The following is a 26,995-nucleotide window of genomic DNA, read 5'->3' on the forward strand; positions in this document are numbered from 1 at the left end:
TTAACGCGTGCCCCGCTTAGGGAACCATGTAAACACCTCACTAAGCCGGATGGTTTGATTTTGGACCAGGGGGGTTGAAAAGCGGCCGACAAGGAACATGTAGCCTATGGTAATGCTTAAGAAGCACATGGCATACCGTAAGCCGATCAGATCGCCCAGCCATCCGATGATAAACGGAATCAGTGCACCTCCAAAAATACCGGTACACAAAATGCCTGAAACGGAACCGTGATGCTTATCCATCGAGTTCAGCGCCAGTGAAAAAATAATGGAAAACATAACGGAGATGGAGATGCCACAGAAGGGAAAAGCAAGGAGCGCTACTTCGCGGTTTCCGAACAGCGCCAAAAACAGGTTGATCAACGCCAATATGCAAAAGCCCTGCAATACCCGCTTGGCATCCATCAACTTTACCAAAAGCAGCCCCAGCAGGCAGCCAAGGGACATGAGCCCCCAGAACCAGGCAACGGCTTTTGCACCGCCGGTCAGTGGGTCAATGTGGTGGTAGTGATCCAGGAACTGGCTCATCCAATTGGCCAGTCCCTGTTCCGTACCCACATAGGCTACGATTCCGAAGAAGAAAAACCATACTTTCTTTTGCCCCAGCAGCTCCTTGTAGTTCTCCATGGAACCGGTCTTTTCCTCATTTTTCAGCACAATCATCGGAAATTTTACGCAGGCAATGACCAGCAGCATCACAGCAAAAACCAGGGTGAACAATACGTACAGTGAACTCCACGGCAGTGTCGGGGGAATGACGCGATGTAACAGCGAAACAACCGCCGGTTGATTGTTGGGCCGGGTCAGCGCGTGCATGATGCCGCTGAAAACAAAAGGACTCAGGAAAGAGGCCAGTCCGAAAACGATCTGTGCCAGTACCGAATTGAATGCGTAATTTTTTTCTCCTCCTGCTTCACGCATCAGCGGTAAAATAATGACCTGAAGCATTGCCATGCCCATACCGATAATAAATAGGGAAACGAGGACAATGGTATAGGTGGGCATCAGGACGAAGAGCGTCGAACCAGCGAAAGCCAAACCGAAGGCGAGCAAAAGGGCGTTCCGTGCACCAAAGCGTTCGATCATCATACCAGCGGGGATAGACGTGATGCCATAAGCAAGGAAAAAAGAAAAGGGGAGAAATGCCGCCAGCGTAAGGCTGAGCTGAAAATCGCTGATGATAATGGGCAGCATGGGGCCCAGGATATTGGTAACAAACGATATCAGGAACCAGATGCAGAGAATCAGGATAACGAGTAAGTTGTTGCTCTTCATAGAGATGGGTATTTAACCGAATACAAGCGTGGCTGCCCCTAAAAAACCGGCTTTGTTTCCCCGCGAGGCAGCGACGATGCGGGTGAAACAGGAACTTTCTTTCATTGCGGAGGCATATACACGTTGGCGTATGGGGTCGATATAGACTTCCCCGGCTTCGGAGATACCCCCGCCGATGATGACCTGTTGGGGGGCGAAGATGTGGATCAGGCTGACGATGCCCGCGGCCATGTAACCAAAATGCTGCTGCAGGGCGGCCACTGCTTCTTTTTCCGACGCCCGGTAGCGGCTGAAGACCGCGTGCCCATCTATGACCGGAGGCAGTGGTTTGCGGTTCGCAATTAATAAATCCCGGTACTGGTTCGTCAGGGCTGTTACCGAAGCATACGCTTCCAGACATCCGCGCGCCCCGCAGGAGCAGGCCACCCCCAGGTGGTTGATGGTAATATGCCCGAGTTCGCCGCCCCGGTGTTTATAGCCTCCGTATAATTGCCTGTTCAATATGAGCGCCCCGCCGATACCCGTGCCTACGGTAAGGAAAACCGCATCCGAAATATCCTCGCCACTGCCGTAACGTACTTCGCCCAGCCCCATGAGGTCAGCATCATTGGCTACATGTACCGGTAGCCGGGCAAAGTTGCCCATCACCGATTCCAGATTGATCGCATCGAGTTCGGGTAAGTTGTTGGCAAAAAGGACGACACCCTGATCCACGATGGAGGGTACACCGATTCCGATGCCCACGACAGTTCCTTGTGCCGCAGTAGCCTGGTTCTGTAATTCGGACACGATTTGTTTCAGGCTATCGATGACGCGCGGTTGGTTGCCCGTCCGGTCAACGGCTTTTGTCGATTCATATTCAATCGTTCCCGAATGGCTGACCAGTGCATACTTGATCCGGGTGCCCCCTACATCAATGGCGATTGCGTATTTCATGTTATTTGTTCAAATGAGACGGCCTGCCGATCGATCAGGCAGCATGCGTTGGGGTGTAAAGATAAAAAAGAGGCCGGAAGGTGGCTCGTGATTTTCCCGGAAAGTAACCCCCTTGCTGCGTTTTCCTTGTTTTTGCCGGTGATCAGTAGGATAACCTGTTTCGCCTGCAGGATGTCAGCCATGCCCAGCGTATATCCGTATGCCGGTTTCGGAGACATACCGGCAACCATGGCATGCTGTAAAGACTGGCTGGATAGCTCAGCGACATGGCAGGCAGCCTGCAATCCATCCGAAGGCTCGTTAAACGCGATATGCCCGTTTACGCCGAGACCCAGCACGCACAGGTCGATGGGGCCGGAATGGGAAAGTTCCCGCTGGATACGGACACACTCTTTTGCCGGATCAACTGCATCGCTTTGGAAGGCGATGTAACGGTCGTTACTGATACCGAGGGGCCGGATCAGCTGCGCCTGCAAATACGATTCGCAGGTAGCCGGATGCTGCGGGGGGAGGCCGCCCCATTCATCCAGCTTGATCAACTTTACCTGTGTGAAAAGCCCGGGACGTTGCCCTGCTTCCTGATGGAGCAGGGCATACGTCCGGCTTGGTGACCCTCCGGTTGCAGCGCACAGCAGGGAGGAAGGTTTCTGTACCAGCTGCGCCGTAATGAGGGCACTGGCCTGCTGGCTCATCGCCTCGTAATCGTCGTAATACGTAACGTCCATGGCTATTGATCCAGGTCTTTGATGCGGATGTTGCGGAAGCAGACACCGTATCCGTGGTCCTGTAAGCCGATGTAGCCCGGATTTTTGCCGCAGTTGAGCATCAGCTCGTAGGCATCGGGGCATTTCTCGGGATCTTTGCTGAATTCGCTGAACTTGCTTTTATCAACCAGTGCTTTCCAGACGGCGGTGCCGAGCTTGAAGTCAAGTACCAGCGTATCGTTTAGGTAATGGTATACGTGTTCTTTATAAAGCACGATTTTGGTATGGTTCCAGTTTCCGTAAGGTTTGACAGGCTGAGGTACCGGAGGAATCATGTCGTACACGGCGCCGGCCTGCCGGTTCCCGCCTACGCCTTCCCAGGCATCGGGCATGTTTTCGTTGTCCAGGAGCTGGTATTCCGGACTGGAATAATAAATGGGTTTCCCTTTGACTTCCCGGGCGGTATAGAAGATGCCGCTGTTGCCCGCTTTATCGATTTTCCAGTCAATTTCCAGTATAAAATTTTTGAATGCCCGATCATAAATGAGATCGCCTCCTTCGGGGTTGACCGTGCTTTCGCTGCCTTTGAACGTAATGTTACCCTCTTCGACCACCCAACCGGCAGGGATGCTGTCCATGCAGTAACCCCGCCATCCGCTGAGTGTTTTGCCATCAAATAGAGTGAGCCATTCACCGCCCTCCGGTACGGCTTCTTCCACACAGGGAGTTTCCGGTTGGCTGGTGGTTTGATTCTCGGCGGTTTGATTCGCTTGTTGGGTGCATGCACCCATAGACAGCACCATCAGTGCCATCCAGGTGATATAATTTAGCTTGTTCATTCAGAAAATAATTTAGTAATGATTGTCTACCATCGGCTTTACAACGTCAGCGCTTCCCATCCGTTCCGGTAGGTGCGTTTGACAAACTGGTTTGCTTCAGGGAAATTGGTAATCCGCATGTTGGGGCCGTCCCATAGGTAGGTGATGTTCCTCCCCGGGTATTGGTAAGTTTCCATTTCGCCGTAGACAGCGTCCTTACGGCTTGTTTTCGTGCGGATGTTATAGCCGCGCAGCATGAGATTACCCATGAGCACCGCTTCCGTGAGTGGCCCGGCATAGCCTTCAAAGGGCGACTCCACCCGGGCTTTATCGTAACCGGCGATGCACGAATCGATCCAGGCCCAATAGTGCCCGTTGGTGCCTCCGGGGATGCGCGGGTATTTTTCGGGGATGCCGACGTCCTTGGCGAACAAGGGCTTTTTGCTGCCATTTTGCTGCCATAAGCGGGGATCTGAGCCGCCCCACCCACAGGAGACCTTGCCCTTCGTGCCGACAAACACGGTAGCGCCTTCCACGTCGTGCGGATCGAGGTCGCCCATGGCATTGGTGAGATCGGCATTGGGATCCACTTCTTCGGGCCGTTCCGGCATGATGCCGCCATCCATCCAGTACAGGGAAAGATCCCGACCATTCTGCTGCTTGAACTTAAAGCGGATGGAACTGGCCACCGGGCCGCTTTCGGGATAATACGCCTCTTCAAAGATACCGGTAAACTGGTTGGTTACGCTGCAGCTCACTTCGCTGGGATAGTTGAGACCCAGTAATTTGAAGGCAGGCCCGATGATGTGGCAACCCATGTCGCCCAGGGCGCCCGTACCAAATGCCCACCAGCCCCGCCAGTTGAAAGGGACCAGATTTTCGATGTAGTCGGTATATTCGGCGGTACCCAGCCAGAGATCCCAATTGAGCTCTTTGGGTACAGGGGCTTTGGCAGTAGGCCAGGGGATACCCTGAGGCCATACCGGGCGGTTGGTCCAGCAGTACACCTTTTCGATATCACCGATCAGACCGGCTTCAAACCACTCGCGCATGGTTTTCATGCCGTCACAGGAATTGCCCTGATCGCCCATCTGGGTGACCACCTTGTGCTTTTTGGCAGCTTCGGTAAGGATCCGGGCCTCGTAAATGTCGTGCGCCAGTGGTTTTTGCAGGTACACGTGTTTGCCCATGCGTATCGCACCGAAGGCCTGTATGGCGTGGTTGTGATCGGGCGTGGAGATGCAGACGGCGTCAAATTTATTACCGGCTTCGTCGTATAATTTACGCCAATCTTCGTAGAAGGATGCTTTCGGGAATTTTTTCCGGGCATCGGCCGCCATGCGGGCATCCACGTCACACAGGCAGGCGATTTCCGCATTTTTTTTGGGTGTATTCATCAGGCTGCCGAGATCGGCTGCTCCCATGCCGCCGCATCCAATCTTAGCGATGTAGAGTTTATCACTCGGCGGTATATGGCCGAGGCCGGCGATGGTATGGCTGGGTAAAATGGTGATGCCCGCAATGCCTGTTGCGGCGGCTCCCAGGAATTTCCGGCGCGAGATACCGGCCGTCGAAGTCTGTTGCTTTGTTGTCTGTTCCATATGGGTTATTTTATCGATCGTTAAAAGCCCGGGTATCCCGGATTTTGGGTAAGCTTGTTGTTTTTCTGCCATGCCGTGAAGGGGATGGGCAGCAATTTCCGGTAACTTTCGGTGACATACGGTTTCATGAACTTGGGTTGCAGGAAGGTGCCGAAGCGGATCATGTCCTGGCGTTCCGTAAACTCATAGGCCAGCTCAAAGCGCCGCTCCCGGTACACATCTTCCAGTGTCAGGACATTGTAGTTGTGTTGGGTATTGCCAAAGGCGCGCTGGCGTATTTCGTTGACCAGCGGCAGTGCTTCGACAGCCCGTCCCAGACGTACCAGCGCTTCTGCCTCCATGAGGTACACATCGGCCAAGCGGAAAATGGCCACATCGTTTTCCATATCGGTATTGGCCATTCCCCGTTCAAACTGCCATTTTTTGATGCGGGCGCCATCTTCCTGGTTGACTTCTCCCCAGCCCGTAAGGTTGCCTGCCGCATCCCGCTTTTCCGTACCGGGAACAATGTTGAGGTCGACGGTATGGTTCAGTGGACGGTTGGCGGTCGTCATCAGCACTTCCCCCGTACTGGGGTCGATCATGGGGCCGATCAGGAAAGTAGCTTCCTTGCGGCTATCGGCGTCGTCAAACGCTTTTACAAAATCGGGTACGCCACAGATGCCGTTCCACGTCGCTGCCTTAAAGCCCAGTGCAATCGGATCCAGGTAGTGGAGGGTATACAGGTGGATGGAGTTGCCTCCATCGGTAGCGCTGAAGCAGATCGGCAGGATGATTTCGCGTGAGGATTCGTTATGCACCGTGAAATTGGCTGTCCAGTCGGCTGTCAGGCTGTATCCCAGCTTTTTTATTTCCTCGCATTGCTCAATGACACCCGACCAGTTGGGTGTTCCCGTCCACTCTTCGGCATTGAGGTACATCTTGGCCAGCAGGGTACGGGCGGCACCCTGTGTGAATTTGCCGTAACTTTCGTCGGAGACGTCGTCGCGGAGTACAGGAATGATCTCATTCAGTTCGTCCACTATAAATTGATATACCTGTTCACGAGGGGTGATGGAAGGCAGGGAGGTATCTTTGAAATCGGTAACCAGCGGCACATTGCCAAAGTAGTCTATCAATTGATAGTACCAAAAGGCACGCAGCCCGCGGAGTTCCCCCAGGTAACGGGCCTTCAATTCAGGCGATAACAGGTCATTGGTTTCCACAATGCTGTAAACTGCATTGACAGCCGTCAATCCGGCTGTGCAATTATCCCATAGCGTCTGTACGGAATAGGAGCGGGCGTCCCAGGTATGCATGGTCTGTTCCATGTACATCCCCCCGTCCCACCAGTCGCCCCCCAGTCGGGTGGGCGCAATCATGGCATCGGAAGTCATGCCAGACATGCCCCACGCGCTGTCATAGGGCTGTAGCCGCTTGAGCGATTTATAGGCCGGTCCGATGATGGCATTGAGCTGTTCCGGCGTGTTGCCGAAGGTATCCTTGGGTAGTTTGTCGTATACCTCTTCGCCTAGATCGGTGCAGGCAACCATTAGGGCCAATCCGAGCAGGAAGGTTATGTATTTTATTGTTCGGTTCATGAGAATATCGTTTAGAAGTTAACACTTATACCAAGGGCAAAGGTCCGGGCTTTCGGATAAAATTCACGCGGTTCAATACCCGGTGTTAGTCCGCTGTTGTCATCGATGGGTACTTCGGGATCCAATCCCTTGTATCCGGTGATGACGAACACGTTCTGGGCCGTGAAATACAAACGGGCACCGTTGAGGATACGGTCGTTGAAGCGATAACCCAACGAAAGGTTATCCAAACGTAGGTACGATCCGTTTTCAATGTAGAACGAAGAATAGCGGGGTGTGGTTTCCTGTAACTGATACGTAAGCGGGTCGTCCAGTGCATTTGTTCCCGGCAGGAATCCCGATTGCGCGAAGGCCATGCGCGGCGCATTCAGGATGTCGTTGCCTATGGAACCCCGGAGAAACACCGATAGATCAAACTGTTTGTAACGGAATGCATTGTTGATTCCATAGAGCAGGTCCGGCTGGGCATCGCCGATATAATCCAGGTCGGCCGGGTCCGATATTTCACCATCGTCGTTCTGGTCGACGAAAATATACTTGCCGTCTGCATCCAGCCCTTCGGACCGCAATCCGTAGAATTGACCGATGGGACGGCCTACTTCCAGCACATGGGTGGTCGAGCTGCCCCCGCGGATGAATACCCCGCCCAGCAGAATGCGGTCGGTCGTATAGATGGCATTGGACAATTTGGTGATCCGGTTACGGTTGTGTGAGAGGTTAACCGAGATATCCCAATTGAAATCAGGATGTTGTATGGCGGCATACCCCAGGGTCAGTTCCAATCCCTTGTTGTCCATATCGCCTACGTTGGCCATAATTTCATCCATCAGATAGGGAGGGGTAGGCACCGGATAAGTGTATAGCATATCGGATGTCTTTTTGTCGTACCATTCAAGTTTGGCATTTAACCGGTTGGCAAACAGGGCGACATCCAATCCGATGTTCAGCATGGCGGTTTGTTCCCATTTCAGGTCGGGGTTGGCGTTCTGGCTGATGCTGTAGGCCGGAAGCCAGGCCCCGTTGTCGTAATAGAGGCCATCCGAGCCGAACAGCTCCAGCGTTTTATAAGGATCCAGTCCCGACTGGTTTCCGGTAACCCCATAACCGATGCGCAGTTTCAGGTCGTTAACCCAAGCGGTGTTTTGCATAAAGGGTTCTTCCGAGATATTCCACCCTGCGGAAATGGAGGGAAAGGTACCCCACTTATGGTTTTTTCCGAATTTTGACGAACCATCGTGGCGTACGGTTGCCGTGAGTACGTACCGTTCCGAGAAGTTGTAATTCAACCGGCCATAGAATGAGATCAGCCGGCTTTTATTCCGTGCAGACGTGGCATCGCCCACGTGGATGTTCCGACCGGATGCCAGGTCGTTCGGTCCCAGCAGATCGGTTATGTATCCGCGGGTTTGCCCCGAGTGTGCAGCATATACCTGTTGTTCCCAGGAGTAGCCACCCAGCAGATTCAACTTGTGGTCGCCGAATTGCCGGGAATAATTGGCTGTCCATTCCGACAGATCCCTATCCGTGATGTTGCCGGAACGCAGCGCAAAGCCACCGTCGTTATAGCCCGCTTCCGACCCGATGCTGCGGTATTCGCTGTAGTCTTCGTTGTTCCGGGTTTTCGTTAGCAGCACTTTCAGGTCGAGTCCTTCCACCGGTGTATAGGTAACGTTGGCGGTGCCGTAAAAGTTGTTGATCTTGTTCTCATAGGTGTTTTCGGCCTGATTGCGCACGGGGTTTCCCTGGTCGTATTCGCGGGTGTCATACCAGGAGCCGTCGTCCAGTTTGATGGGCCTTACCGGAATCATGTTATAAGCCAGCACAAAATTACGGGTGTTGGTCGGGCTGTTGTCGGTAAGGGTTGCCGCTCCCGTCAGATCGATCTTTAATTTATTGTCCGCAGACCATTGGGTAAATTGCAACCGGGCGTTATACCGTTCCATCGAATTATCGCGGGCAATGCCGTTCCGCTGCAGCATGGATACCGACCCCCGGTAATTATTCCGGGTGCCGCCTCCGGATAGCGAAATGTTGTGATCCTGCTGCACGCCGGTGCGGGTAATCGCATCAAACCAGTCGGTGTTGGCACCCATGTCGAAAGAACTGCCGTCTTTGCCCGGAGTGGTAGACGTATATTCGCGCCACTTGGTCGACGACATCAGCATGGGCTTGTTGGCGAGCGACGAAATGCCAACCGCACCGGTGTAACTGATCTTCGGTTGATTGGCCGTTCCCCGTTTCGTGGTGATCAAAATGACACCCCCGGCCGACCGTGAGCCGTAGATGGCAGCGGCAGAGGCGTCTTTCAGGATGGATATAGACTCAATGTCCTGCGGGGCAACGGTGGTGATGTCTGCACCCGGCACATTATCGATGACGACGAAAGGCCCCTGATCGTTTTGCAGGGTCGAAATACCCCGCAGCCGTATGGAGGCATTGGCGGTTACATCTCCCGTGCCGGTGTTAATTTCCAGTCCCGCAACCTTGCCCTGCAGGAGCCGGGCAGCATCGTTGGAAAACCCCTGGTTGAAATCTTTCGCGGTGATGTTTGTGACCGATCCGGTAATTTCCCGTCTGCTCATGGTTCCATACCCCACAATGACGACCTCGTCCAGGTTTTGGACATCTTTCATTAACCGGATGTGGAGGCTCGTGTTCGTTCCGACACGTATCTCCTGCGACAGGTGGCCCAAGTAGGAAACCTGTAATACGGCATTCGGACCCGCTACGTCTAGGGTGAATTGACCGTTTTCATCCGTGCGTATGCCATTATTCGTGCCTTTTTCAATAATATTGGCCCCCACGAGCGGTTCGTCGGATTCGTCGATCACAATTCCGCTGACATTTTTCTTTTCCTGCGCCCCGTTCCCGTTTACCTGACTGATGATAATATGGGTTTTCTCGATGTGGTAAGTGAATCCACTGGGCGAGAGCACGGTCTTTAAAATTTCATCCAGGGAGGTGCGGTTAGCCGGTATATCGATTTCCTGGGATACATTTAAACGCGTCTGGTTGTAATCGACGGAAAGGCCGGTTTGCTGCTCGATGGCCTGAAAGACCGCTTTTACGGTCAATGGATTTTCAGGTAGGTTAATGGTCTGTTTTTGGGCCATTGCCGTGCCGGATAGGCAGAGGAGGCCAAGGGCAATAAATTCTTTTATATATGCAGAATAGGCATAGATACCATTTATTTTCATAATTTTGGCGTATCAATTTTTAAAATTGGTTAGTTCACTCGGGTTCTTACTTAAGAAATATCGAACTGATTAATTTAGATACCGGAATGGGTTGTGGAAGATCTTTCCGGTATCTTTTTTTATGGGCTTACCTCCTTTCCTTTCTGATAGAGACGGATGGTTTGTCCATCGCGTTTATAATCCATGCGATTTCCAGCAATCTGAACTAATACATGCAGGACATCTTCTATGGGTTCATTTGGTTTGATACGGAGTGTATATTGATCCGTGTCTTTCAGGCCGGGATCCAGTACGAAGCGGATGCCGTAGCTGCGTTCAAGCGCCATCAGAATGTCGTGTAACGTCTGGTGATCGAAAAAGAGGCCCCCCGCTGTCCAGGACGCAAAAGACGCGGCATCTACCGTTGCTTTGGTAAAGTTTTTATCCGTCTGTGAGTAACTGAGCTGTTCATTCGGACGCATCAGTTGACCGTGGTGCGGATGCTCCTTTTCATAGACTTTGACGGCACCTGTTTCGAGTGTAACCGTTATCCGGTCATCCGAGGGATACGAAGCCACATTGAATTTGGTTCCGAGGACCTGAACGGCCAACGATTTTGCGTGGACAATGAAGGGCCGTCCGGCATCGTTTGCTACCGAAAAATTGGCTTCGCCGACCAGGTAAACGGTCCGCTCTTGGTTACCGAATGCTTCCGGATAGACAAACAAGGTACCCGCATTCAGTTGGACCTCGGTTCCATCATCCAAATGGAGGGTCTGGCGCTCCCCATTGGGTACATACTGGGTAAGCATATTCTGTGTGCTTTCCTGTTGGTGCTTCATAAACATCCACACCGAAAATGCCGAAAGGAGTGGTAAGAGGAAAATGGCCGCATAACGCAGTAAGCGCCTGGCCAATGTTGTTTTTACGCCGTCGCTTTCCGCTTGTTCAATCCGGGAATGGGTGTTCAGCAGAGCCTGCTCAACCGACTGCGCAGGGGTAGCCGGTGTACTGTCCCATAGTTGTTTTAAGGCCTCATCTTTTTCTTCCGTTTCATCGCTGTTAGCGAGCCAATACCGCACGACATCACGCTGGCGGCCTGTTAACTTTTTGGTTAGCAGGCATTGGAGTAAATGATAAATGCGGTTTTGTTTCATTGCTTGGTTTTCCCGTATGTACCGGTTTAACTACATGACAACCGTGAGACGAAACACACGTAGTCCTTTTTAAAAAAAGAGTCTATTGCAGGACATTGGCATTTTCTGTACCTTAGCAAGTTCTTTGTCGTCATGGCCAACACATTTGCTGAGAAGATCATTCAGTTTAACCGGGAACTACATTATATCGGTGCTTTACCGGACGGGTTCGGGGTGCTGAATCCCTACCTGGATAACCCCGAAACGATGACGGTAATGCAGGCTTTTTACCGGAAATATTATAACGATTCCAATAAGCGGAAATTCATTATCGGTATCAACCCCAGCCGGCATGGCGCAGGCGTAACAGGTGTACCCTTTACGGATACGAAACGGCTGGAAAGTGTCTGCGGAATTAAGATGCTTTCTGCCCGTACACATGAAGTTTCTTCGGTGTTCGTGTACGACATGATTTCGGCGTGGGGTGGACCGGACGATTTCTACAAAAGGTTTTATATCAACTCACCTTTTCCGCTCGCCATTGTCCGCCATGTGAAGGAAAACGACTGGCTGAATGCAAATTATTACGATGATCCCAAACTTTTTGACAGGGTGAAATCTTTCATGATTGCCTCCATGAAAAAACACATCAGCCTGGGATTGGATACTTCGGAAGTTTTTATTCTCGGGAAAAAAAATGCCCAGTTTATCCATAAACTGAACAAAGAGGAAAAACTGTTTGAAAAAGCCACCGTATTGGAGCATCCGCGTTATATCCAGCAATATAAATCCAAAGAAAAACAATTGTATATCGATAAATACCTGGTAGCCCTGAGCGGATAAAGATTCGTTTAAAAAAAGAATATAAACAGCCGGATCGCCTTCCGGATGTCGGCCAAAGCTGCCGAAATATGAGTTTCAACGGTACGTTTGCTGATGTGAAGGTAATGGGCGATTTTCTCGTTGCTTAGACCTTCCTTGCGGCTGAGGTTGAACACGGTTTTTCGTTTTGGAGGCATTTTCTCGATGGTCTGATCGATCAGTACCTCCAGGTCGTGGGCGGATAGCACCTCTTCAAGCTGTTCGAGCGATGGAACCTCAACCGCGTTTGATAGCGGTAAGAAATCGGTTTTTGCTTTGCGTTTGATGTGATTATACAGGGCATTTTTAGCTGCTGTAAACAGGTAGGCGTCCAGGTTTTCGATGTGTGCAAACAGATCGCGGTTTTGCCACAGCTTGACGAAGATATCCTGTGCCAGGTCATCCGCGGCGGCTTCGTCATCCAGCATTCCGCGTAGGAAGCGGCTTAATTTTGGAAAGAAGTTCCGGAATAATGTGTCAAACGCCTCCCTATTGCCGTTGCTAAGCGCCAGTAATAGCCGTTTTTCATCCTGAATATGCATTTTATTTGGGGACACCCTTTATTTCTACAGCATTGAACGCCCGAAGAATCAGTCCAGTTGTGGTTTATAATTACGTATTCCAGCGTGAATGTTACGGACAAATGTAAGGGTATAAATGGAGTATATCAAGAGCCATTTTTGCATTTTGGAAACCAAGGCAAAAATGGCTCTATCATTTCAACGTGCACTTAAACCGCTTCCCGGTAGGTGGAATGCGGGCGTTTACGTTTTTTCTTTTTGTTTCGATTTGACTTGGTGGGCGGTGGCGTAACGGTTTTCACGGGTTCGCGGTATTCCGTCAGGTTTTCCGGTATAAAAGGATGGTTTTCGACCAACGGGAGGGTCTGCTTGATCAGCTTGGTGATCTGCCAGAGGTATTCCCGTTCTTCCGGGTCGCAGAACGACCAGGCACGCCCACTTTCGCCCGCCCTTCCCGTGCGTCCGATGCGGTGCACGTAGGTTTCCGGCTCGTTGGGTAAATCAAAGTTGATGACCAATTGCAATCGGTCGATATCAATTCCGCGTGCGGCGATATCGGTAGCAACCAATACCTTGATGGTACCATCTTTGAAAGCTTTCAATGCTTTTTGCCGGGCCTGTTGCGATTTGTTGCCGTGGATGGCTTCAGCGGTGATGTTTGCTTTTTTAAGTTTGCGCACAATTTTATCCGCTCCGTGTTTGGTTCGCGAGAACACCAGCACATTTCCATTTTTCTCGTTGTGGACCAAGTGGCACAACAGATCTACCTTATTCGCTTTTACGACGGGATAAACGGCTTGTTGGATGGTGTCTACCGTAGAGGATACCGGGGTGACCGCAATCCGTTCGGGATTTCTAAGAATGGCCCTTGCCAGGTTTTCTATTTCGGATGGCATCGTGGCCGAAAACAACATCGTTTGACGGTTTTCAGGGATTTTGCCGATAATGGTACGGATATCTTTGATGAATCCCATATCGAGCATGCGGTCTGCCTCATCCAATACCAGGAAACGTACCTGTTGCAGGGATAACACTTTTTGGTTAAGTAAGTCGAGCAATCTTCCCGGGGTCGCTACCAGTATATCGGGACGCTTGCGAAGCACGGCGATCTGGCTGACAGCCGATACGCCACCGAATATAACGGCATGCCTGATGCGGGTCCGGCTTACGTATACGGCTATGTTTTCGCCGATCTGGATGGCCAGTTCCCTCGTGGGCGCCAGGATTAAGGCTTTTGGCCCCTGAAATCCGGTGTCTGCTTTAACCGTTAGTAATTGTTCAATGATCGGCAACGAAAAAGCCGCGGTTTTACCGGTGCCGGTTTGCGCGCACGCCAATACATCGTGGTGTTGCAGTATGGAGGGTATTGCTTGTTGCTGAATGGGAGTAGGGGTATGGTAACCCGCAGATTCCAGTGCCTGTAAAAGGGGACTGGAAAGATTTAATGATGTGAATTGCAAAATATACTATTTACTGAACTGCAAAGATACTGATAATTATTCGATTATTTTCTGAAATGTCTTGGATGCCCATTTAATATGTCGCATTTCGCACGCATGGCTTACCTAACTTCTTTTTATTTTTGTGTAAAAATTAAGACGATGAAACGGTTACTATTCTTGTTATTTACTGCGTGTACGTTGGTGAACGCGGTGATGGCGCAGTCGGATGCACCCGGGGTGCAGCACGACAAAGCATTCCTGCTTGATTACTATCAGCAGACATTCGATGTCCTGCAAAAATCTGTTGCGGGGTTGAGCGAAGCGCAGTTGCAATTTAAGTCGGCACCTGACCGATGGTCCATCAGCCAGTGCTTGGAGCACATCATACTCAGTGAGCCGGCGCTTTTTGAGTACGCGAAAAAAACACTCGCACAACAACCCAATCCCGAGCGGAAAGGTGATGTAAAAGTAACGGACGATGGCGTGATTAAAGGGATGACAGATAGAAGTTTTAAAGCAAAAGCCTCGGAAGAAATGAGTCCGAAGGAAGCCGGGAAATACCGGAATGCCAAATCGGCACTTAAAGACCTGAAAAAAGAGCGAAAAGCAATACTCGGTTACATAAAGGGAATTTCCGTGGACGACATGCGTAACCGCATTACCGATTCACCATTTGGCCCGGTTGACGGCTATCATTCGCTGCTCTACATTCCGGCGCACACCGCGCGGCATACCTTGCAGATCGAAGAAGTAAAGGCCGATCCGAATTTTCCGGATTAAGTTACGGTTGGGGTCTTGGGTTTATACGGTGATGACTACGTTTCCGGTCTTTTGGCCGGTTTCTGTATAGCGATAGGCTTCTACCAATTGTTCAAGTGGATAGGTTCGATCGATCACCGGTGTAAAACTACCCAAGCTGGCAAGTTCCCGGATCAGTAACACATCATCGCGGCTGATGGTGGGCAGCGGAAACAACACTTTCCGGCCGCCACTCATCGGCGTGAAGAGTGCCAGTCCTATGTTTTCTGAATTTTTACCCAATTCGGTGGAGATGTATACCCCTTTGCTTTTCAGCAAGGGTTTGCATTGCCGGAAAGAGCGCTTTCCAACTGCATCAAAGATGAAGTTGAAGCGATGGGTGGTTTCCGTGAAATTTTGGGTTTGGTAATCGATCACTTCATCGGCCCCCAATGACGCTACCAATCCGACGTTCTTTGTATTAGAGACGGCTACTACATACGCTCCAAAATGTTTCAGCAGTTGTACAGCAGCCGAACCGATGGCCCCTGTCGCGCCGTAAACCATTACGGTATCCCCTTGTTTGATCCGGGCTGCACGGATATTACCGAGCGCATAATGACTGCCTTCGGTAAGCGCTGCTGCCACGGTGTACTCCATCCCTTCGGGAATCGTAGCCAATGCGCCCGATGCTGCCATTACTTTGTATTCGCCATGTCCACCAAAACGAGTATCGTCATATCCGAATACACGATCGCCTGGTTTGAAATTACTGACATCCCGACCAACTGATTCTATCTCACCGGCAAACTCGCAGCCAAGTATGTTGATTTTCGGTTTAAGTAAGCCACTGAAAAACCGGCTTATAAAATAGTTCGCACTGCGAAACCCACAGTCTGTGCGGTTTACTGTGGTTGCGCGTATCTTGATCCGTACTTCATTTGTTTTGACCGTTGGTAGGTTGACTTCCTGCAATTGGACCACCTCGGGAGGACCATATCGGGTATATACCATTGCTTTCATTCGGTTGTTGTGCTGTCATCTTTTGCGTTGTATAAAGTTACGCTGTTATGTGTTAATTTAATATTAAATCCCGGCTAATTAGATGATTCACCTATTGCGGGGGATTTCTCCTTCATAAGCGGAGGGGACAGCTTCTTTATTGTATTTGTTTCGGTAGGTCAGTGGCGACAGGCCGGTTATCTTTCTAAACACTTCACGGAACGCTTTCTCGTCTGAATAACCCACTTCATACATGACTTCGTTGACTGTTTTGCGTGTGGTTTCAAACGCTTTTTTTGCGGATTCGATCTTTACCCGTTGTAAATATTCGAGCGGAGTATTACCGGTCGCTTTGATAAAGCGCCGGTCAAAATTTCTTCTGCCAACCGCAAACCGTTTTGAAAGATCGGCTACGGATATTTTTTCATGGAAATTAGCTTCGATATATTCCTGGGCTTTTTTTACAACCTCATCTCCATGAGACTTTTGCCCGGTGAATATGGCAAAAGCAGATTGTGTTTGCCGGTCTATTTCCACCTGAAACGTTTTGGAGCAATAAATTGCCGTTTCCCTGTCGTAATACTTTTCCACCAGATACAACAGCAGATTTAAAAAGGAATAACCCCCTCCATTGGTATAGATGCCATTTTCGTCTGTGATTAATTTTTCAGTTTTTAGCTGTACATTGGGAAATAGCGACCTGAAACGGTCCGCCGAGTTCCAATGTATGGAACAGCTTCTTTTATCCAGTAAACCGGACGATGCTAACATGAATGCTCCTGTGCACATACTGGCCACTTCTGCTCCGTTTTGGTATTGTTCGCGTATCCAATCGATCAGTTTGATATTCCCATCCAACGCCAGCTGGAATTCGGGAGTTAACGACGGAATCAGGATGAGGTCTGTCTTCTTTAAAGAAGCAATATTGACCTGTGGTTTTATGGTCAATAGACCATTGATGAATGCCGACTCATTTGCTACACCAGCAGTTTCAATTTTAAACAGTGGATTTTCACCCCTTTTTTGCCAGTAGTCGTTGGCACCGGTAAATAGTTGATAAGCACCCACAATACATGCAATTGTGCTGTTAGCTGTTTGGACATGGGGCACTAAAATGGTTGCGTGTTTCATCGTATGCAAATTTAACAAAACGTGTTGTCCAAATCAACCCGTGATAAAGTCTATTTTGCACCCGCCCCCGATGTGTATTTGTCTATATTTTTGAATCGTCTCGTTTAGGTAGGCGATGAAACATTTTATTCGTTAACAAAAAGATTGGATCATGGAAAATCAGGATTTCAAAACAACGGTTTTGGTCAACGCTACACCGCAACAAGTTTTCGGGGCTATAAATAATGTACGTGGATGGTGGTCGGAGAACATCGAAGGGGACACCGACAGACCGGGGGCCGAATTTTCATACCACTACCAGGATGTGCACCGGTCGACGATGAAAATTACGGAATGGATACCGGATAAGAAAGTGGTTTGGCATGTGCTGGATAATTATTTCAAATTCACCACCGACAAGCAGGAATGGACCGGGACTGACGTAATCTTTGAAATTTCCGAAAGAGATGGACAGACGCAGTTGACTTTTATTCATAGGGGCCTAGTGCCGGATTATGAATGTTTCCAAATTTGCCGGGATGCATGGACACATTACATCCAGGGTAGTCTAAAAGAGCTGATCGTGACGGGCAAAGGCAATCCGACACCGGCAGATACGGGAGAACGTACGGATGTGCAGCCGGCACAGGAGGAGATTCCAGCAGCCTCATCCACATCGAAAAGCATTCATCACCGGCTACTGATCGAAACACCTGTGGAGACGGTTTACGGGGCGTTGACCACACAGAAAGGATTAGCCGGTTGGTGGACACCGGAGACGATTGCACAACCGGAGGTAGGCAGTATTTTGCGGTTTTCCTTTGGCCCGGATTATTTTAAGGAAATGAAGGTTGAGGAACTCAAGCCCTACAGCCGGGTAAAATGGCTCTGCCTGAAAGGTTATGAAGAGTGGGTCGGGACGAAAATGACTTTCGAGCTGGAACCGCATCGTAAAGGAACTGTCCTGTTTTTTCACCACGATGGATGGAAAGACTATACTCCCGAGTTTGCTTCATGCAGTTACGATTGGGCCATGTTTTTCAGGAGCCTGAAAAGGCTGTGCGAAACCGGAAAAGGGTTGCCGTATCCGGATCAGTACCGGTAAGCTGACCGAGGGCAGTCGGTTGGAAAATAACTTAGCAGTTTCGTACAAGTTTTTTCGTCACCATTCTTCGACTTTTGTCAGGTAAAACAATTTTAAAACAAAATCTGTACATGTCATGAGTTATTTGGTATTAACAACTGTCCTGCCCATTTTTACGCTTATTTCGTTTCCTTCTCCTTCAAAAAACGGGGCGTTATTAAAACGTTTCTACAAGGAAGTATATGAAGATTGGAACATGGAAATGGTAGATGAAGTGTTGTCTGCCGAGTTTTTCTCACACGATTGGCCTGAGGGACAAAAGGGTCCGGAAGCATTCCGTAATTATTATGCAGCATTAAAAAAGGCGGTACCTGACGCTAGGTACAAGGTACAGGACCTAATTGCCGACGGGGATCGGGTAGTGGTACGCTGGGAGATGCATGGAACTCATAAAGGCTCTTTTCCGGGTATTGATATTGCTCCAACCGGACAGACTATTACACTCAAAGGGATTGCCATTTACCGGATAGAAAATGGAAAGTTAATGGAACGTTGGGTCGTGTCCGATCTGTACGGTCTGCTGGAAGAAATCCGACCATCTTCACAGCCCTGAAATGTGCATGAACTAACGTTTAAGTACAAAAAATGGGTTGATTCCAAACATCCGTGCGTACACTTTGCAGAAATGAGCGGAATCGGAAAATCCTGCATAGTGTGCGCACGCCGTTAAGGAATATCCTTCCCGCGCTTTCACTACCGCCACGAGGATTTTTTTCCAAAGAATACATTGATGAATTGATATGCCAATCTGCTCTTTAAACAGGTGTGAAAGCCTGCTCTCGGACAAAAATGAAGCTTCTGATAATTGAGACAGCGGTATGCTTTGGTCGGTGATGCGGGCGTCGATTTCTTGAAGGCAGTTACGGATCCTGAAGTCCAGATCGGCTGGAGTACCGCCTTCCCTATAGCGCTTCATCCATGAAATATTGAAATTTCCATTTTTATAGAACCGGTTTAGCCCGGGGGGATTTGCAATGGCATCATTTTGAGAGACTAATCGATATTGCTTTCTAAAATGGCTTCCCAGCGGGGATAATGGGTCCAAAAACAGCAGATTGCAGGTAGTGCCTAAGCAGCTAAAGCGATGGGGAAGATTCGAGGGAATAATGACACTGGTGATGTTGGTATGGTTTGACACAGCTGTTGTTACGTTAAATGTACCTTCCTTACAGCATACGATTTCGATGGCGTAATGCATATGCTTTTTGGTTTTGTAATCACTTTCAGTGAATACCGTATACCCCTCGTTGATATTAAATAATTCTATGGGCATTTTGTACTATTCAACGAACCGATCTGCTGTTGTATTATCTCCCCCCCCCGTGTGTGGATTTCGAACCGGGGATTACCTATGCCAGATCAATCTCCCGCAACCGATAAACATCCTGAACAGCCTCCAGCAGAAGCACCCCTTCTGAAAAAGGTCGTTGAAATGCCCGCCTCCCCAGGATAAGTCCCATCCCGCCGGCTCTTTTATTAATTACGGCGGTTTTGACAGACGCCGCCAGATCCGATGCTCCCTCGGACTCTCCGCCCGAGTTGATTAGACCCACCCGGCCCATGTAGCAATTCAGTACCTGGTATCTGCAGAGGTCGATGGGGTGATCGGACGTTAAGTTGCTGTACATTTTGGGATGACTTTTTGAAAAATTGATCGCGGTAAAGCCTCCATTCCCTTCGGGCATTTTCTGTTTGATGATATCAGCTTGGATAGTGACTCCCAAATGATTTGCCTGCCCTGTGATATCTGCGGCTACCTCGTAATTTTTGCCGTCTTTTTTAAATCCGTTATTACGGGTATAGCACCATAAAATGCATGCCATCCCAAGGCGGTGTGCATTTTCGAAAGCTTCTGCAACTTCAACCAACTGACGGTTGGAATTTTCCGATCCGAAGTATATGGTGGCACCTACGGCTGCTGCTCCCAAATTCCATGCTTCCCTCACGGTTCCGAACATGATCTGATCGTACTTGGTGGGGTACGTCAACAATTCGTTGTGGTTTAGTTTGACGACGAACGGTATTTTGTGGGCATATTTTCTCGACATCAGGGCCAGGTTTCCAAACGTTGTCGCAACGGCATTACATCCACCTTCGATAGCCAGTTTGATGATATTTTCAGGATCAAAATACAGTGGATTGGCTGCAAAGGAGGCGCCCGCCGAATGTTCAATGCCCTGATCAACCGGAAGGATCGAAAGGTAACCTGTGCCCGATAGCCGGCCGTGATTAAATAAGGCATTCAAATTGCGCAGGACCTGCGGATTCCGGTTGCTCAACGCAAATACATTATCTATAAATTCAGGAGAAGGGACATGTAAAAGGTTTTTGGAAATAGCCTCGCTTTTAAAGCTCAGCAGATTTTCTGCCTCGTTCCCCAACAAGTGCTGTATTTCAGGATAGTCCATATGTATGATGTCTCATCTAATAACCCTCTTAGTTGCCAACATTACACCTTGCCGATTGTTTTGGATTTATACCCTCAAATGAGAGGTCTTGCCAGTATTCGCAAATATCCCGTACCTTTAATGCCACTAGTAAACATAGCGATGTCTGATATCCAAAAATCCATTGTTCTATTAGGGTGTTTTGACACCAAAGGGGAGGACTTTGCGTTTCTGCGGTCCTGTCTCTTATCCCACGGAGAAACGGTAATCACGATCAATACAGGTGTATATGGAAGTACTGCAGATTTCCCGGTGGATTTTGAAGCCGATGAAGTAGCAGTGGCAGGAGGGCATGCGCTCGACGAGCTACGTGAACGCGCAGATCGCGGCCATGCCGTTGATGTGATGGGGAAGGGGGCGGCCCGTGTGCTGGCACGCCTGTATGAGACAGGTGTATTAAAAGCTGCTATAAACATGGGCGGCGGCGGGGGGACCTACATCGCCCTGGCGGCGATGCAATCCATACCGCTTGGGATTCCCAAACTGTGTCTCAGCACGGTTGCTTCCAAGGACCTTTCCCGTCAGGTCGGCAGCAAAGACATCACCTTAATGCCATCGGTAGTCGACGTGGCGGGGCTGAACAGCATCAGCCGAATGCTGATCCGGCAAGCTGCTGCCGCTATATGCGCGATGGCTAATGTACCGGAACCCCCCGGAGTTACATTGGGGACTGTACAGCGCGTCGCTATCACCATGTTCGGTAACACCACTGCTTGTGTGATGGCATGTGCAGATCTATTAAAAGCGAAGAGTTGCGAAGTATTCGTGTTCCACGCCAATGGAGTAGGGGGACAGACGATGGAATCGCTGATACGCGAGGGATGTTTCGATGGCTTGTTGGACCTGACGACTACTGAACTGGCCGACGAGCTTTGCGGAGGTATATGCAGTGCGGGGCCAGATCGGCTGGAAGCGGCTGCCGCTTGCGGTATCCCCCAGGTGATCGCCCCGGGCTGTCTGGATATGGTTAATTTTGCACACCTGGATACGGTGCCGCAGCGGTATCGCAGTCGTTTCTTATACAGCTGGGCACCCGACGTTACGCTGATGCGTACCAACGAAATGGAAAATCGCCAATTAGGACAGTTGCTTGCCCGTAAGTTGGGACAACCCAAAGCCTCAACCGCAGTGCTGCTGCCTTTGCAGGGGCTTTCACAGCTTGATGCGAACGGAAGTGCATTTTTCGCACCGTCTGTAAACCGGGTGTTGTTTGATGCAATAAAGGAAACTGTTGCCGAGCAGGTGGAGGTTATAGAAGTTGCTGCACATATTAACGATGGCCTGTTCGCCCGGCAGGCAGTCGAAACGCTGCTTCGCTTGATGGACCAGGTTACTACCTGATAAAAGGGCAGATTTGCGAATGTTGGTAAACTTCCCGACCTTCGTACCGGAAAATAAAAGATTCATCGTATGCCAAATCCATGGACCGGGGTGGGCAACCCCTACACGAAACAGGAAGTTAGGGAGCGTCTGCAAAAGACACTAGCTGAAAATAAAGCAATCATCGCCGCCGGAGCAGGTACAGGTATCAGTGCCAAATTTATAGAACGGGGAGGTGCCGACCTCATCATTATCTACAATTCGGGGCGCTTCCGTATGGCGGGACATGGCTCTACCGCCGGACTGATGGCCTATGGTGATGCCAATGCCGAAGCACTGGAAATCGGTGAATTTGAAGTATTACCAGTGGTCAACGAAATTCCCGTCATCTGTGGTGTGCACGGCTCTGACCCCCGCCGCCGGATGTGGCACCATTTACTGAAGGTGAAGGATATGGGGTTCTCCGGTGTCAATAATTTCCCTACCCATTCCATCGTTGATGGTCATTTTCGCCAAGTGTTGGAAGAAACGGGTATGGGGTTTGCCAAAGAAGTGGAGATGATCCGTTTAGCGACCAAGATGGACCTATTTTCCATTGTATATGTAGCTACGCCGGAAGAAGCAAAGCAAATGGCCGATGCCGGTGCCGATGCGATCATCTCCCACGTGGGCACCACGGTAGGAGGTTCCATCGGGGTGGTCAACGCTACGCGCAGCATGGATTTTACCATCGAGCGGACCCAGGAAATCATTGATGCTGGCCGATCGGTTAATCCCGACATTTTCTTTCTTGCCCATGGAGGGCCGATCAATACCCCGGAAGATGTCCGTTACGTACTTGACCATACTACGGCACAGGGATTTGTTGGTGCTTCTTCCTTGGAGCGCATGGGCGTTGAAGAATCGCTGACGGAATTAACACGTGCATTCAAGGCGTTGACATTACGGTAAGCCTATAAGCCGTTATCGGGTTGCCGTCCAAAAACCAGACAGGATGTCCGTGCCAGATTTTATTTTCGGCTTCAGACAGATGGGCATTGATTTCTTTCGCGAGCAAATCACAGATCAAGTTATCTTCCGTGGTTTTTGACTTGTTGTAATCTGAAATGCCTTTTGAATGGGTTGCCATTGTATTTATTAATTCAATGTTTATGATATGCAGGTCATGGCAAAAAGAAGTTTTAAAAAGAATAACCGAAAGAAATGTACGGAAGATAGGGAATAAAATCCCCTTCATAGAGAATAGGGGATAAGCCTGCCCTGAAGTTAAATCCACCGTCAACCGGCTGTTTACGGTATCCAAAGGTTAAAGAACCCAATACCTGATTATCGACGTCCCGGCCACGATAATATTCCGTATACCAACCCTGTTCATCATACTGGTAATCATACCGGTCATATGAATTGCGGATATAGGATGCACCCGCACCCATTTCAAAATAGTGGCCGTTTTTTCCAAGTAGATAGTTTACCTGTACGGGTAATGTTAAATAGTCTTCATTGTCTATCGAGAAATACCCCAACCCGGCTTTGCCGCCCCATCCGTTCCGTGTATGCTGAAAGCGGAAATCGTAATTTGCCGAGATAAACCCCGGCCCTCCTAGCTCAACAAAAAATGACTGCGCACGTTGTCCTGGCTCATATATATCTATTTTTCGGTCTTGGGCTATTCCAACAAAAGAAAGAGATGCCAACAGCAAGATTAGTAGAGCACTTTTGGATAGGTATATCATAACGCAAAAAAAACTAATGGCTCAAAGAAACGAAAAAATAGCCAAAATATCTGGGGAAAATGCGTTACTGAGCAGCAAAGAGAGAGGGTGGGCCATACTTACATTAAAAAGCCGCCTCCTAGTAAGTCATCTCCTTCATAAAACACTGCGGACTGCCCAGGTGCAATGCCCTTTACGGCGTGGTGGAAATCTACCTTTACCCGATTTCCTTCCTGTACAATCGTACTGGTCATTCCGGCATCCTTATAGCGGATTTTGGTTACCGCCTCCATAGACTGGGCAATGGAGGCATATTTTACGAGGTTTACGTTTTTTACGTAAGCCTCCCGACGTTGCAATTCATGTTCGTCACCTAGTACAACGGTATTGCTTTCCGGTAATATCTGTGTGACGAATATAGGCCGACCCAACGCGATGCCAAGGCCTTTGCGTTGACCTACGGTATAATAGGGATATCCCTGATGCTGCCCAACTACTGTGCCATCGGTCAGCACAAAGTTGCCCGTTCCGATCCGGTCGTCAATATCTTCTACACGATGGCGTAGGAATGCCCGGTAATCATTATCCGGAACAAAACAGATTTCGTAGCTTTCTGATTTATGGGCAAGCTCCAACTGCCCCATTTCTGCAGCCATTTGACGAATTTCGGTCTTCGTAAAACTACCAAGCGGGAACTGTGTGCGGGCAAGATTTTCCTGTGATACGCCCCAAAGTACATAGGACTGATCTTTATGGGTATCCTTTCCTTTGGAGATAACATACCGACCATTGTCCTGCAGCCGGATGTTGGCATAATGGCCTGTTGCAATAAATTCACAGTCCAACTTATCCGCCCGTTTGAGAAGTGCTTCCCATTTGATATGGGTATTGCAGAGTACGCACGGATTGGGTGTCCGGCCAGCCAAATATTCGTCCACGAAATTATCAATGACAAAATCGCCGAACTCGCCACGGATATCAAGTATATAGTGCGGAAAACCGTATGACACAGCCAACGCCCTTGCATCATTGATGCTGTCGAGGCTGCAGCAACCTGTCTCCTTGGAGGAGCCTCCTGAGGACGCATAATCCCAGGTTTTCATGGTCAGCCCGATCACCTCGTACCCTTGTTCGTGGAGCATCACTGCTGCCACCGAACTGTCCACTCCTCCGCTCATGGCAACCAATACTCTTCCTCTTTTACTCATCGTTATTTATAAAAACGCAAAGATACAGCTATTTTTTTACCCTATTGTTTTGGAGCTGTCATTTTATCCCAAACGTAATCAATGGCTTGGCTTCGTTGGATGAACAATTTTAAAAAAAAGTTTTCTGAAATGAAAAAAGGCGCTACATTTGCAATCCCAAAACGGCGGTAATCGCTGTTTCAAAAAGGGTACCATAGCTCAGTTGGTAGAGCAAAGGACTGAAAATCCTTGTGTCGCTGGTTCGAATCCAGCTGGTACCACAGGAAGCTTCACAGAGATGTGGGGCTTTTTTGTTGGATAACAGTTGCTGATTAACCTGTAAATCAGTTGTTTTCAGGCAATAGAGCCGATTTAACTTATTGTTTGTTTACTCAATTTCATTCCTAAGGATATGGAATGTAAACAAGCAAAATCCAGTGGGTTTTGCTTGTTTTGTCTCATTTGTGTCTCACTTTTTAGTTATTCACCTCCCTTCTTTTGGTTATCAAATGTATTAAAACCTATTCACAGTAATGGGATGAATCTATAGAATTAGTACGCTCGCCGGCTGCGAGTTGAGCGAGGGTCGATCAAAAGAAGCACATCAGTGCGATTGAGCGACATCTATGCAATAGACGAGTGCTGGCGGGATTATTGCCAACGCCTGGGCTTGTGTGATTGCCAAAGCAATAATCATGACGGCAACGAAGCCCGAGCGATGCGCAGGCGAGCAAAATCATGAAAAGCGGTTGGATTCATTACGTGGTTGAAGCATGAAACCTTGTAATGAATACAAAGGCAGCTTTTATGGAGAGCAACTTTGCACCAAGCATAAGGCATGACAAATTCTTACCGTAGGCTAGACAGGAAGACGATGGGATTGGCGACCGTTATGAAAATGTTTACAAAGTTACGAATGGGCCGGGTGCGACAATCGACATGCGCAAAGAATCTCACGATTCATCCATTAGGATGGAAGGTCAGCCAGATGGAAATTTTAGGAGTACGTACGTTAACAATGAACATTATGTTAATATATTTTGTCTCTATTCAGTAGTAGATGATTTTAATTTCGAAAATCAGAAGGATGTTTGGCTTTCGGCAAAAATGCAGGGACGATATCGTCATTTCCTCCTAATAGTTAATCCAAAGGAATTTTTAAATCGAGTAAGAGCCGTATTAGATACGATGTACAAAAACACGCATTATGACAAAATTAAATATTGTGATATTGAAAATAGGTTAGGAAGGAAGAATTGTTTCGAGAAGCCTTTAAAGTTAAGCTATCAAAATGAATATAGGATTGCATTTCAGAATACGAGAGAGAATGAAGAAATTATTAACATCGGGAGCATAGAAGACATTTCAATCATCATGTCGGTAGAAGAGTGTAACAGGATAACTTTGCACCAAAACCAGGTTACCTTATTGGAACGACTCGATAAAATTAGAGAAACACACTTTTCAGATTGCATCAAGACACACCTGCTTTACGAAGATTTACTGCGTAAGGCTGAAAGTAACCCGAATGTTGAGAACCTGTCATTACTTCGAGATGCAAAAGATGCACTCCTAGCTGCACAAAAGAATTTTTACGAGTTCTGTGCAAGCATTCGTATCCACTGATTGAGGTGGTATTTTCTGATAGTTTGATTTTAGTTTTAGAAATGACAAGAATTAGGACACAAAAATTGGTATATACCCCCCTAAAAATCGTGTCCCATTTTATATGCTCATATTATGAAAGAAGAAAATGAATTGACAATAGCGCTTAAAGATTATTTGTTTAAAATTATGCTCATCGCTCAATCTGCCAATAAGATTGACGAAAAATGGGGACAAGACATAAAAATAAAGATGACCCGGCATGTATTCACTGACCCAATAAATCAGGTAATTCAAACAGACAAAAAACAGGTCGAGCATTTTAACAAAATTTTTGGTACAATAGGAGATTCGATTGTTTGGGCAAAAAAAATTGACGGCCAGTGTACGCTAAAAATAGACGAAGATAACAAAGAAGAAAAGCTATCTGAACTGAGTTCCCAGATTTACTGTCATCTTAGCATTTCACTCTTTGATAATTTCATTGAGTTCCTAAATAACCTTAATAAAAAGTATATCACAAATAGCGAAAAGGTGATTGATAAGTTCGGTAAGCTTTTCGAGGAAGAAATCAAGGAAATCGATAATATCAAAATCGGGTCTGTAAAATGAACTGTGTCAAGGGGTGTTTCCCAGCCCCGCGGGGCTGGGAAACACCCCTTGTGCTTACTGCAAATCTA

25 protein-coding genes and 1 tRNA gene are annotated in these 26,995 nt (G+C 48.7%); 9 read left to right on the forward strand and 17 right to left on the reverse strand.

Annotation, left to right across the window (positions count from 1 at the left end):
- From IEX60_RS06265 to IEX60_RS06300, 8 genes are all read right to left on the reverse strand, one after another.
- Positions 1 to 1,275, reverse strand: a complete 1,275-nt coding sequence (locus IEX60_RS06265) for an MFS transporter (RefSeq protein WP_188748563.1) — start codon at positions 1,273 to 1,275, stop codon at positions 1 to 3.
- 12 nt (positions 1,276 to 1,287) lie between these two features.
- Positions 1,288 to 2,211, reverse strand: coding sequence for an ROK family protein (locus IEX60_RS06270; protein WP_188748565.1), 924 nt, complete (start codon positions 2,209 to 2,211; stop codon positions 1,288 to 1,290).
- Positions 2,208 to 2,936: a galactosamine-6-phosphate isomerase gene (locus IEX60_RS06275; RefSeq protein WP_188748566.1), complete on the reverse strand. Its 729-nt coding sequence runs from the start codon at positions 2,934 to 2,936 to the stop codon at positions 2,208 to 2,210. Before IEX60_RS06275 ends, IEX60_RS06270 begins: the two co-directional genes overlap by 4 nt.
- Before the next feature lie 2 nt (positions 2,937 to 2,938).
- Positions 2,939 to 3,754, reverse strand: coding sequence for a 3-keto-disaccharide hydrolase (locus IEX60_RS06280; RefSeq protein ID WP_188748570.1), 816 nt, complete (start codon positions 3,752 to 3,754; stop codon positions 2,939 to 2,941).
- 38 nt (positions 3,755 to 3,792) lie between these two features.
- A complete protein-coding gene (locus tag IEX60_RS06285; RefSeq protein WP_188748572.1) occupies positions 3,793 to 5,334 on the reverse strand; it encodes a Gfo/Idh/MocA family protein in 1,542 nt (513 codons plus the stop codon).
- Between the two features lie 20 nt (positions 5,335 to 5,354).
- The gene (locus IEX60_RS06290; protein WP_188748574.1) at positions 5,355 to 6,914 is read right to left on the reverse strand and encodes a RagB/SusD family nutrient uptake outer membrane protein; all 1,560 of its coding nucleotides are present in this window, start codon (positions 6,912 to 6,914) and stop codon (positions 5,355 to 5,357) included.
- 11 nt (positions 6,915 to 6,925) lie between these two features.
- Entirely contained in the window at positions 6,926 to 10,111 is a 3,186-nt protein-coding gene (locus IEX60_RS06295; protein WP_229717449.1) for a SusC/RagA family TonB-linked outer membrane protein, read from the reverse strand.
- A gap of 119 nt (positions 10,112 to 10,230) precedes the next feature.
- Positions 10,231 to 11,247, reverse strand: coding sequence for a FecR family protein (locus IEX60_RS06300; RefSeq protein WP_188748575.1), 1,017 nt, complete (start codon positions 11,245 to 11,247; stop codon positions 10,231 to 10,233).
- 132 nt (positions 11,248 to 11,379) lie between these two features.
- Here IEX60_RS06300 and IEX60_RS06305 point away from each other — a divergent pair, with 132 nt between their 5' ends.
- On the forward strand, positions 11,380 to 12,069 hold the full coding sequence (locus IEX60_RS06305) for an SMUG2 DNA glycosylase family protein (RefSeq protein WP_188748577.1): 690 nt from the start codon (positions 11,380 to 11,382) through the stop codon (positions 12,067 to 12,069).
- An 8-nt stretch (positions 12,070 to 12,077) separates the two neighbouring features.
- On the opposite strand, the gene IEX60_RS06310 is transcribed toward IEX60_RS06305, so the two are convergent.
- Positions 12,078 to 12,629 carry an RNA polymerase sigma-70 factor gene (locus tag IEX60_RS06310; protein WP_188748579.1) on the reverse strand — a complete coding sequence of 184 codons (552 nt, stop codon included), beginning with the start codon at positions 12,627 to 12,629 and terminating at the stop codon, positions 12,078 to 12,080.
- Between the two features lie 188 nt (positions 12,630 to 12,817).
- A complete protein-coding gene (locus IEX60_RS06315; protein WP_188748581.1) occupies positions 12,818 to 14,068 on the reverse strand; it encodes a DEAD/DEAH box helicase in 1,251 nt (416 codons plus the stop codon).
- Positions 14,069 to 14,209: 141 nt separating this feature from the next.
- Here IEX60_RS06315 and IEX60_RS06320 point away from each other — a divergent pair, with 141 nt between their 5' ends.
- Positions 14,210 to 14,830, forward strand: coding sequence for a DinB family protein (locus IEX60_RS06320; protein WP_188748583.1), 621 nt, complete (start codon positions 14,210 to 14,212; stop codon positions 14,828 to 14,830).
- 21 nt (positions 14,831 to 14,851) lie between these two features.
- On the opposite strand, the gene IEX60_RS06325 is transcribed toward IEX60_RS06320, so the two are convergent.
- Together IEX60_RS06325 and IEX60_RS06330 are read right to left on the reverse strand one after the other, a co-directional pair.
- Entirely contained in the window at positions 14,852 to 15,811 is a 960-nt protein-coding gene (locus IEX60_RS06325) for an NAD(P)-dependent alcohol dehydrogenase (RefSeq protein ID WP_188748585.1), read from the reverse strand.
- A gap of 87 nt (positions 15,812 to 15,898) precedes the next feature.
- Positions 15,899 to 16,921 carry a GlxA family transcriptional regulator gene (locus tag IEX60_RS06330; protein ID WP_188748587.1) on the reverse strand — a complete coding sequence of 341 codons (1,023 nt, stop codon included), beginning with the start codon at positions 16,919 to 16,921 and terminating at the stop codon, positions 15,899 to 15,901.
- A 151-nt stretch (positions 16,922 to 17,072) separates the two neighbouring features.
- Between IEX60_RS06330 and IEX60_RS06335 the strand changes: the two genes are divergently transcribed.
- On the forward strand, positions 17,073 to 18,005 hold the full coding sequence (locus IEX60_RS06335) for an SRPBCC family protein (RefSeq protein ID WP_188748589.1): 933 nt from the start codon (positions 17,073 to 17,075) through the stop codon (positions 18,003 to 18,005).
- Positions 18,006 to 18,120: 115 nt separating this feature from the next.
- A complete protein-coding gene (locus IEX60_RS06340) occupies positions 18,121 to 18,597 on the forward strand; it encodes an ester cyclase (protein ID WP_188748591.1) in 477 nt (158 codons plus the stop codon).
- Positions 18,598 to 18,609: 12 nt separating this feature from the next.
- On the opposite strand, the gene IEX60_RS06345 is transcribed toward IEX60_RS06340, so the two are convergent.
- Positions 18,610 to 19,317, reverse strand: coding sequence for a helix-turn-helix domain-containing protein (locus IEX60_RS06345; protein WP_188748593.1), 708 nt, complete (start codon positions 19,315 to 19,317; stop codon positions 18,610 to 18,612).
- Positions 19,318 to 19,393: 76 nt separating this feature from the next.
- Complete coding sequence (locus tag IEX60_RS06350) at positions 19,394 to 20,452, reverse strand: class I fructose-bisphosphate aldolase (protein WP_188748595.1); 1,059 nt, start codon at positions 20,450 to 20,452, stop codon at positions 19,394 to 19,396.
- A gap of 141 nt (positions 20,453 to 20,593) precedes the next feature.
- On the opposite strand from IEX60_RS06350, the gene IEX60_RS06355 reads away from it, so the two are divergent.
- Both IEX60_RS06355 and IEX60_RS06360 read left to right on the forward strand, forming a co-directional pair.
- Positions 20,594 to 21,832: a Tm-1-like ATP-binding domain-containing protein gene (locus tag IEX60_RS06355; protein WP_188748597.1), complete on the forward strand. Its 1,239-nt coding sequence runs from the start codon at positions 20,594 to 20,596 to the stop codon at positions 21,830 to 21,832.
- Between the two features lie 69 nt (positions 21,833 to 21,901).
- Positions 21,902 to 22,762 carry a phosphoenolpyruvate hydrolase family protein gene (locus tag IEX60_RS06360; protein WP_188748599.1) on the forward strand — a complete coding sequence of 287 codons (861 nt, stop codon included), beginning with the start codon at positions 21,902 to 21,904 and terminating at the stop codon, positions 22,760 to 22,762.
- Here IEX60_RS06360 and IEX60_RS06365 read toward each other — a convergent pair.
- The 3 genes from IEX60_RS06365 to mnmA form a co-directional block, all read right to left on the reverse strand.
- Positions 22,740 to 22,940: a hypothetical protein gene (locus IEX60_RS06365; RefSeq protein WP_229717450.1), complete on the reverse strand. Its 201-nt coding sequence runs from the start codon at positions 22,938 to 22,940 to the stop codon at positions 22,740 to 22,742. The two genes, IEX60_RS06360 and IEX60_RS06365, sit on opposite strands and share 23 nt — an antisense overlap.
- A gap of 52 nt (positions 22,941 to 22,992) precedes the next feature.
- The gene (locus IEX60_RS06370) at positions 22,993 to 23,544 is read right to left on the reverse strand and encodes a hypothetical protein (protein ID WP_188748601.1); all 552 of its coding nucleotides are present in this window, start codon (positions 23,542 to 23,544) and stop codon (positions 22,993 to 22,995) included.
- A gap of 98 nt (positions 23,545 to 23,642) precedes the next feature.
- The gene (gene mnmA, locus IEX60_RS06375) at positions 23,643 to 24,731 is read right to left on the reverse strand and encodes a tRNA 2-thiouridine(34) synthase MnmA (protein WP_188748603.1); all 1,089 of its coding nucleotides are present in this window, start codon (positions 24,729 to 24,731) and stop codon (positions 23,643 to 23,645) included.
- A 187-nt stretch (positions 24,732 to 24,918) separates the two neighbouring features.
- On the opposite strand from mnmA, the gene IEX60_RS06380 reads away from it, so the two are divergent.
- From IEX60_RS06380 to IEX60_RS06390, 3 genes are all read left to right on the forward strand, one after another.
- Positions 24,919 to 24,991 (forward strand) — tRNA-Phe (locus IEX60_RS06380).
- A gap of 658 nt (positions 24,992 to 25,649) precedes the next feature.
- The gene (locus IEX60_RS06385) at positions 25,650 to 26,336 is read left to right on the forward strand and encodes a hypothetical protein (protein ID WP_188748605.1); all 687 of its coding nucleotides are present in this window, start codon (positions 25,650 to 25,652) and stop codon (positions 26,334 to 26,336) included.
- Positions 26,337 to 26,450: 114 nt separating this feature from the next.
- Positions 26,451 to 26,927: a hypothetical protein gene (locus tag IEX60_RS06390; RefSeq protein WP_188748607.1), complete on the forward strand. Its 477-nt coding sequence runs from the start codon at positions 26,451 to 26,453 to the stop codon at positions 26,925 to 26,927.
- Positions 26,928 to 26,995: the final 68 nt, after the last annotated feature.

It is taken from the genome of Parapedobacter defluvii (assembly GCF_014642075.1).
In the GTDB taxonomy this organism is placed as follows: domain Bacteria; phylum Bacteroidota; class Bacteroidia; order Sphingobacteriales; family Sphingobacteriaceae; genus Parapedobacter; species Parapedobacter defluvii.

What these genes read in the sequence shown, in the direction of transcription:
- IEX60_RS06305 (WP_188748577.1), top strand. Translation starts at nt 11,380, where the DNA reads ATGGCCAACACATTTGCTGAGAAGATCATTCAGTTTAACCGGGAACTA.
- IEX60_RS06285 (WP_188748572.1), bottom strand. Translation starts at nt 5,334, where the DNA reads ATGGAACAGACAACAAAGCAACAGACTTCGACGGCCGGTATCTCGCGC.
- IEX60_RS06310 (WP_188748579.1), bottom strand. Translation starts at nt 12,629, where the DNA reads ATGCATATTCAGGATGAAAAACGGCTATTACTGGCGCTTAGCAACGGC.
- IEX60_RS06325 (WP_188748585.1), bottom strand. Translation starts at nt 15,811, where the DNA reads ATGAAAGCAATGGTATATACCCGATATGGTCCTCCCGAGGTGGTCCAA.
- IEX60_RS06390 (WP_188748607.1), top strand. Translation starts at nt 26,451, where the DNA reads ATGAAAGAAGAAAATGAATTGACAATAGCGCTTAAAGATTATTTGTTT.
- IEX60_RS06270 (WP_188748565.1), bottom strand. Translation starts at nt 2,211, where the DNA reads ATGAAATACGCAATCGCCATTGATGTAGGGGGCACCCGGATCAAGTAT.
- IEX60_RS06345 (WP_188748593.1), bottom strand. Translation starts at nt 19,317, where the DNA reads ATGCCCATAGAATTATTTAATATCAACGAGGGGTATACGGTATTCACT.
- mnmA (WP_188748603.1), bottom strand. Translation starts at nt 24,731, where the DNA reads ATGAGTAAAAGAGGAAGAGTATTGGTTGCCATGAGCGGAGGAGTGGAC.
- IEX60_RS06290 (WP_188748574.1), bottom strand. Translation starts at nt 6,914, where the DNA reads ATGAACCGAACAATAAAATACATAACCTTCCTGCTCGGATTGGCCCTA.
- IEX60_RS06330 (WP_188748587.1), bottom strand. Translation starts at nt 16,921, where the DNA reads ATGAAACACGCAACCATTTTAGTGCCCCATGTCCAAACAGCTAACAGC.
- IEX60_RS06265 (WP_188748563.1), bottom strand. Translation starts at nt 1,275, where the DNA reads ATGAAGAGCAACAACTTACTCGTTATCCTGATTCTCTGCATCTGGTTC.
- IEX60_RS06275 (WP_188748566.1), bottom strand. Translation starts at nt 2,936, where the DNA reads ATGGACGTTACGTATTACGACGATTACGAGGCGATGAGCCAGCAGGCC.
- IEX60_RS06320 (WP_188748583.1), top strand. Translation starts at nt 14,210, where the DNA reads ATGAAACGGTTACTATTCTTGTTATTTACTGCGTGTACGTTGGTGAAC.
- IEX60_RS06335 (WP_188748589.1), top strand. Translation starts at nt 17,073, where the DNA reads ATGGAAAATCAGGATTTCAAAACAACGGTTTTGGTCAACGCTACACCG.
- IEX60_RS06365 (WP_229717450.1), bottom strand. Translation starts at nt 22,940, where the DNA reads ATGGCAACCCATTCAAAAGGCATTTCAGATTACAACAAGTCAAAAACC.
- IEX60_RS06350 (WP_188748595.1), bottom strand. Translation starts at nt 20,452, where the DNA reads ATGGACTATCCTGAAATACAGCACTTGTTGGGGAACGAGGCAGAAAAT.
- IEX60_RS06340 (WP_188748591.1), top strand. Translation starts at nt 18,121, where the DNA reads ATGAGTTATTTGGTATTAACAACTGTCCTGCCCATTTTTACGCTTATT.
- IEX60_RS06385 (WP_188748605.1), top strand. Translation starts at nt 25,650, where the DNA reads ATGCGCAAAGAATCTCACGATTCATCCATTAGGATGGAAGGTCAGCCA.
- IEX60_RS06370 (WP_188748601.1), bottom strand. Translation starts at nt 23,544, where the DNA reads ATGATATACCTATCCAAAAGTGCTCTACTAATCTTGCTGTTGGCATCT.
- IEX60_RS06300 (WP_188748575.1), bottom strand. Translation starts at nt 11,247, where the DNA reads ATGAAACAAAACCGCATTTATCATTTACTCCAATGCCTGCTAACCAAA.
- IEX60_RS06355 (WP_188748597.1), top strand. Translation starts at nt 20,594, where the DNA reads ATGTCTGATATCCAAAAATCCATTGTTCTATTAGGGTGTTTTGACACC.
- IEX60_RS06295 (WP_229717449.1), bottom strand. Translation starts at nt 10,111, where the DNA reads ATGAAAATAAATGGTATCTATGCCTATTCTGCATATATAAAAGAATTT.
- IEX60_RS06280 (WP_188748570.1), bottom strand. Translation starts at nt 3,754, where the DNA reads ATGAACAAGCTAAATTATATCACCTGGATGGCACTGATGGTGCTGTCT.
- IEX60_RS06360 (WP_188748599.1), top strand. Translation starts at nt 21,902, where the DNA reads ATGCCAAATCCATGGACCGGGGTGGGCAACCCCTACACGAAACAGGAA.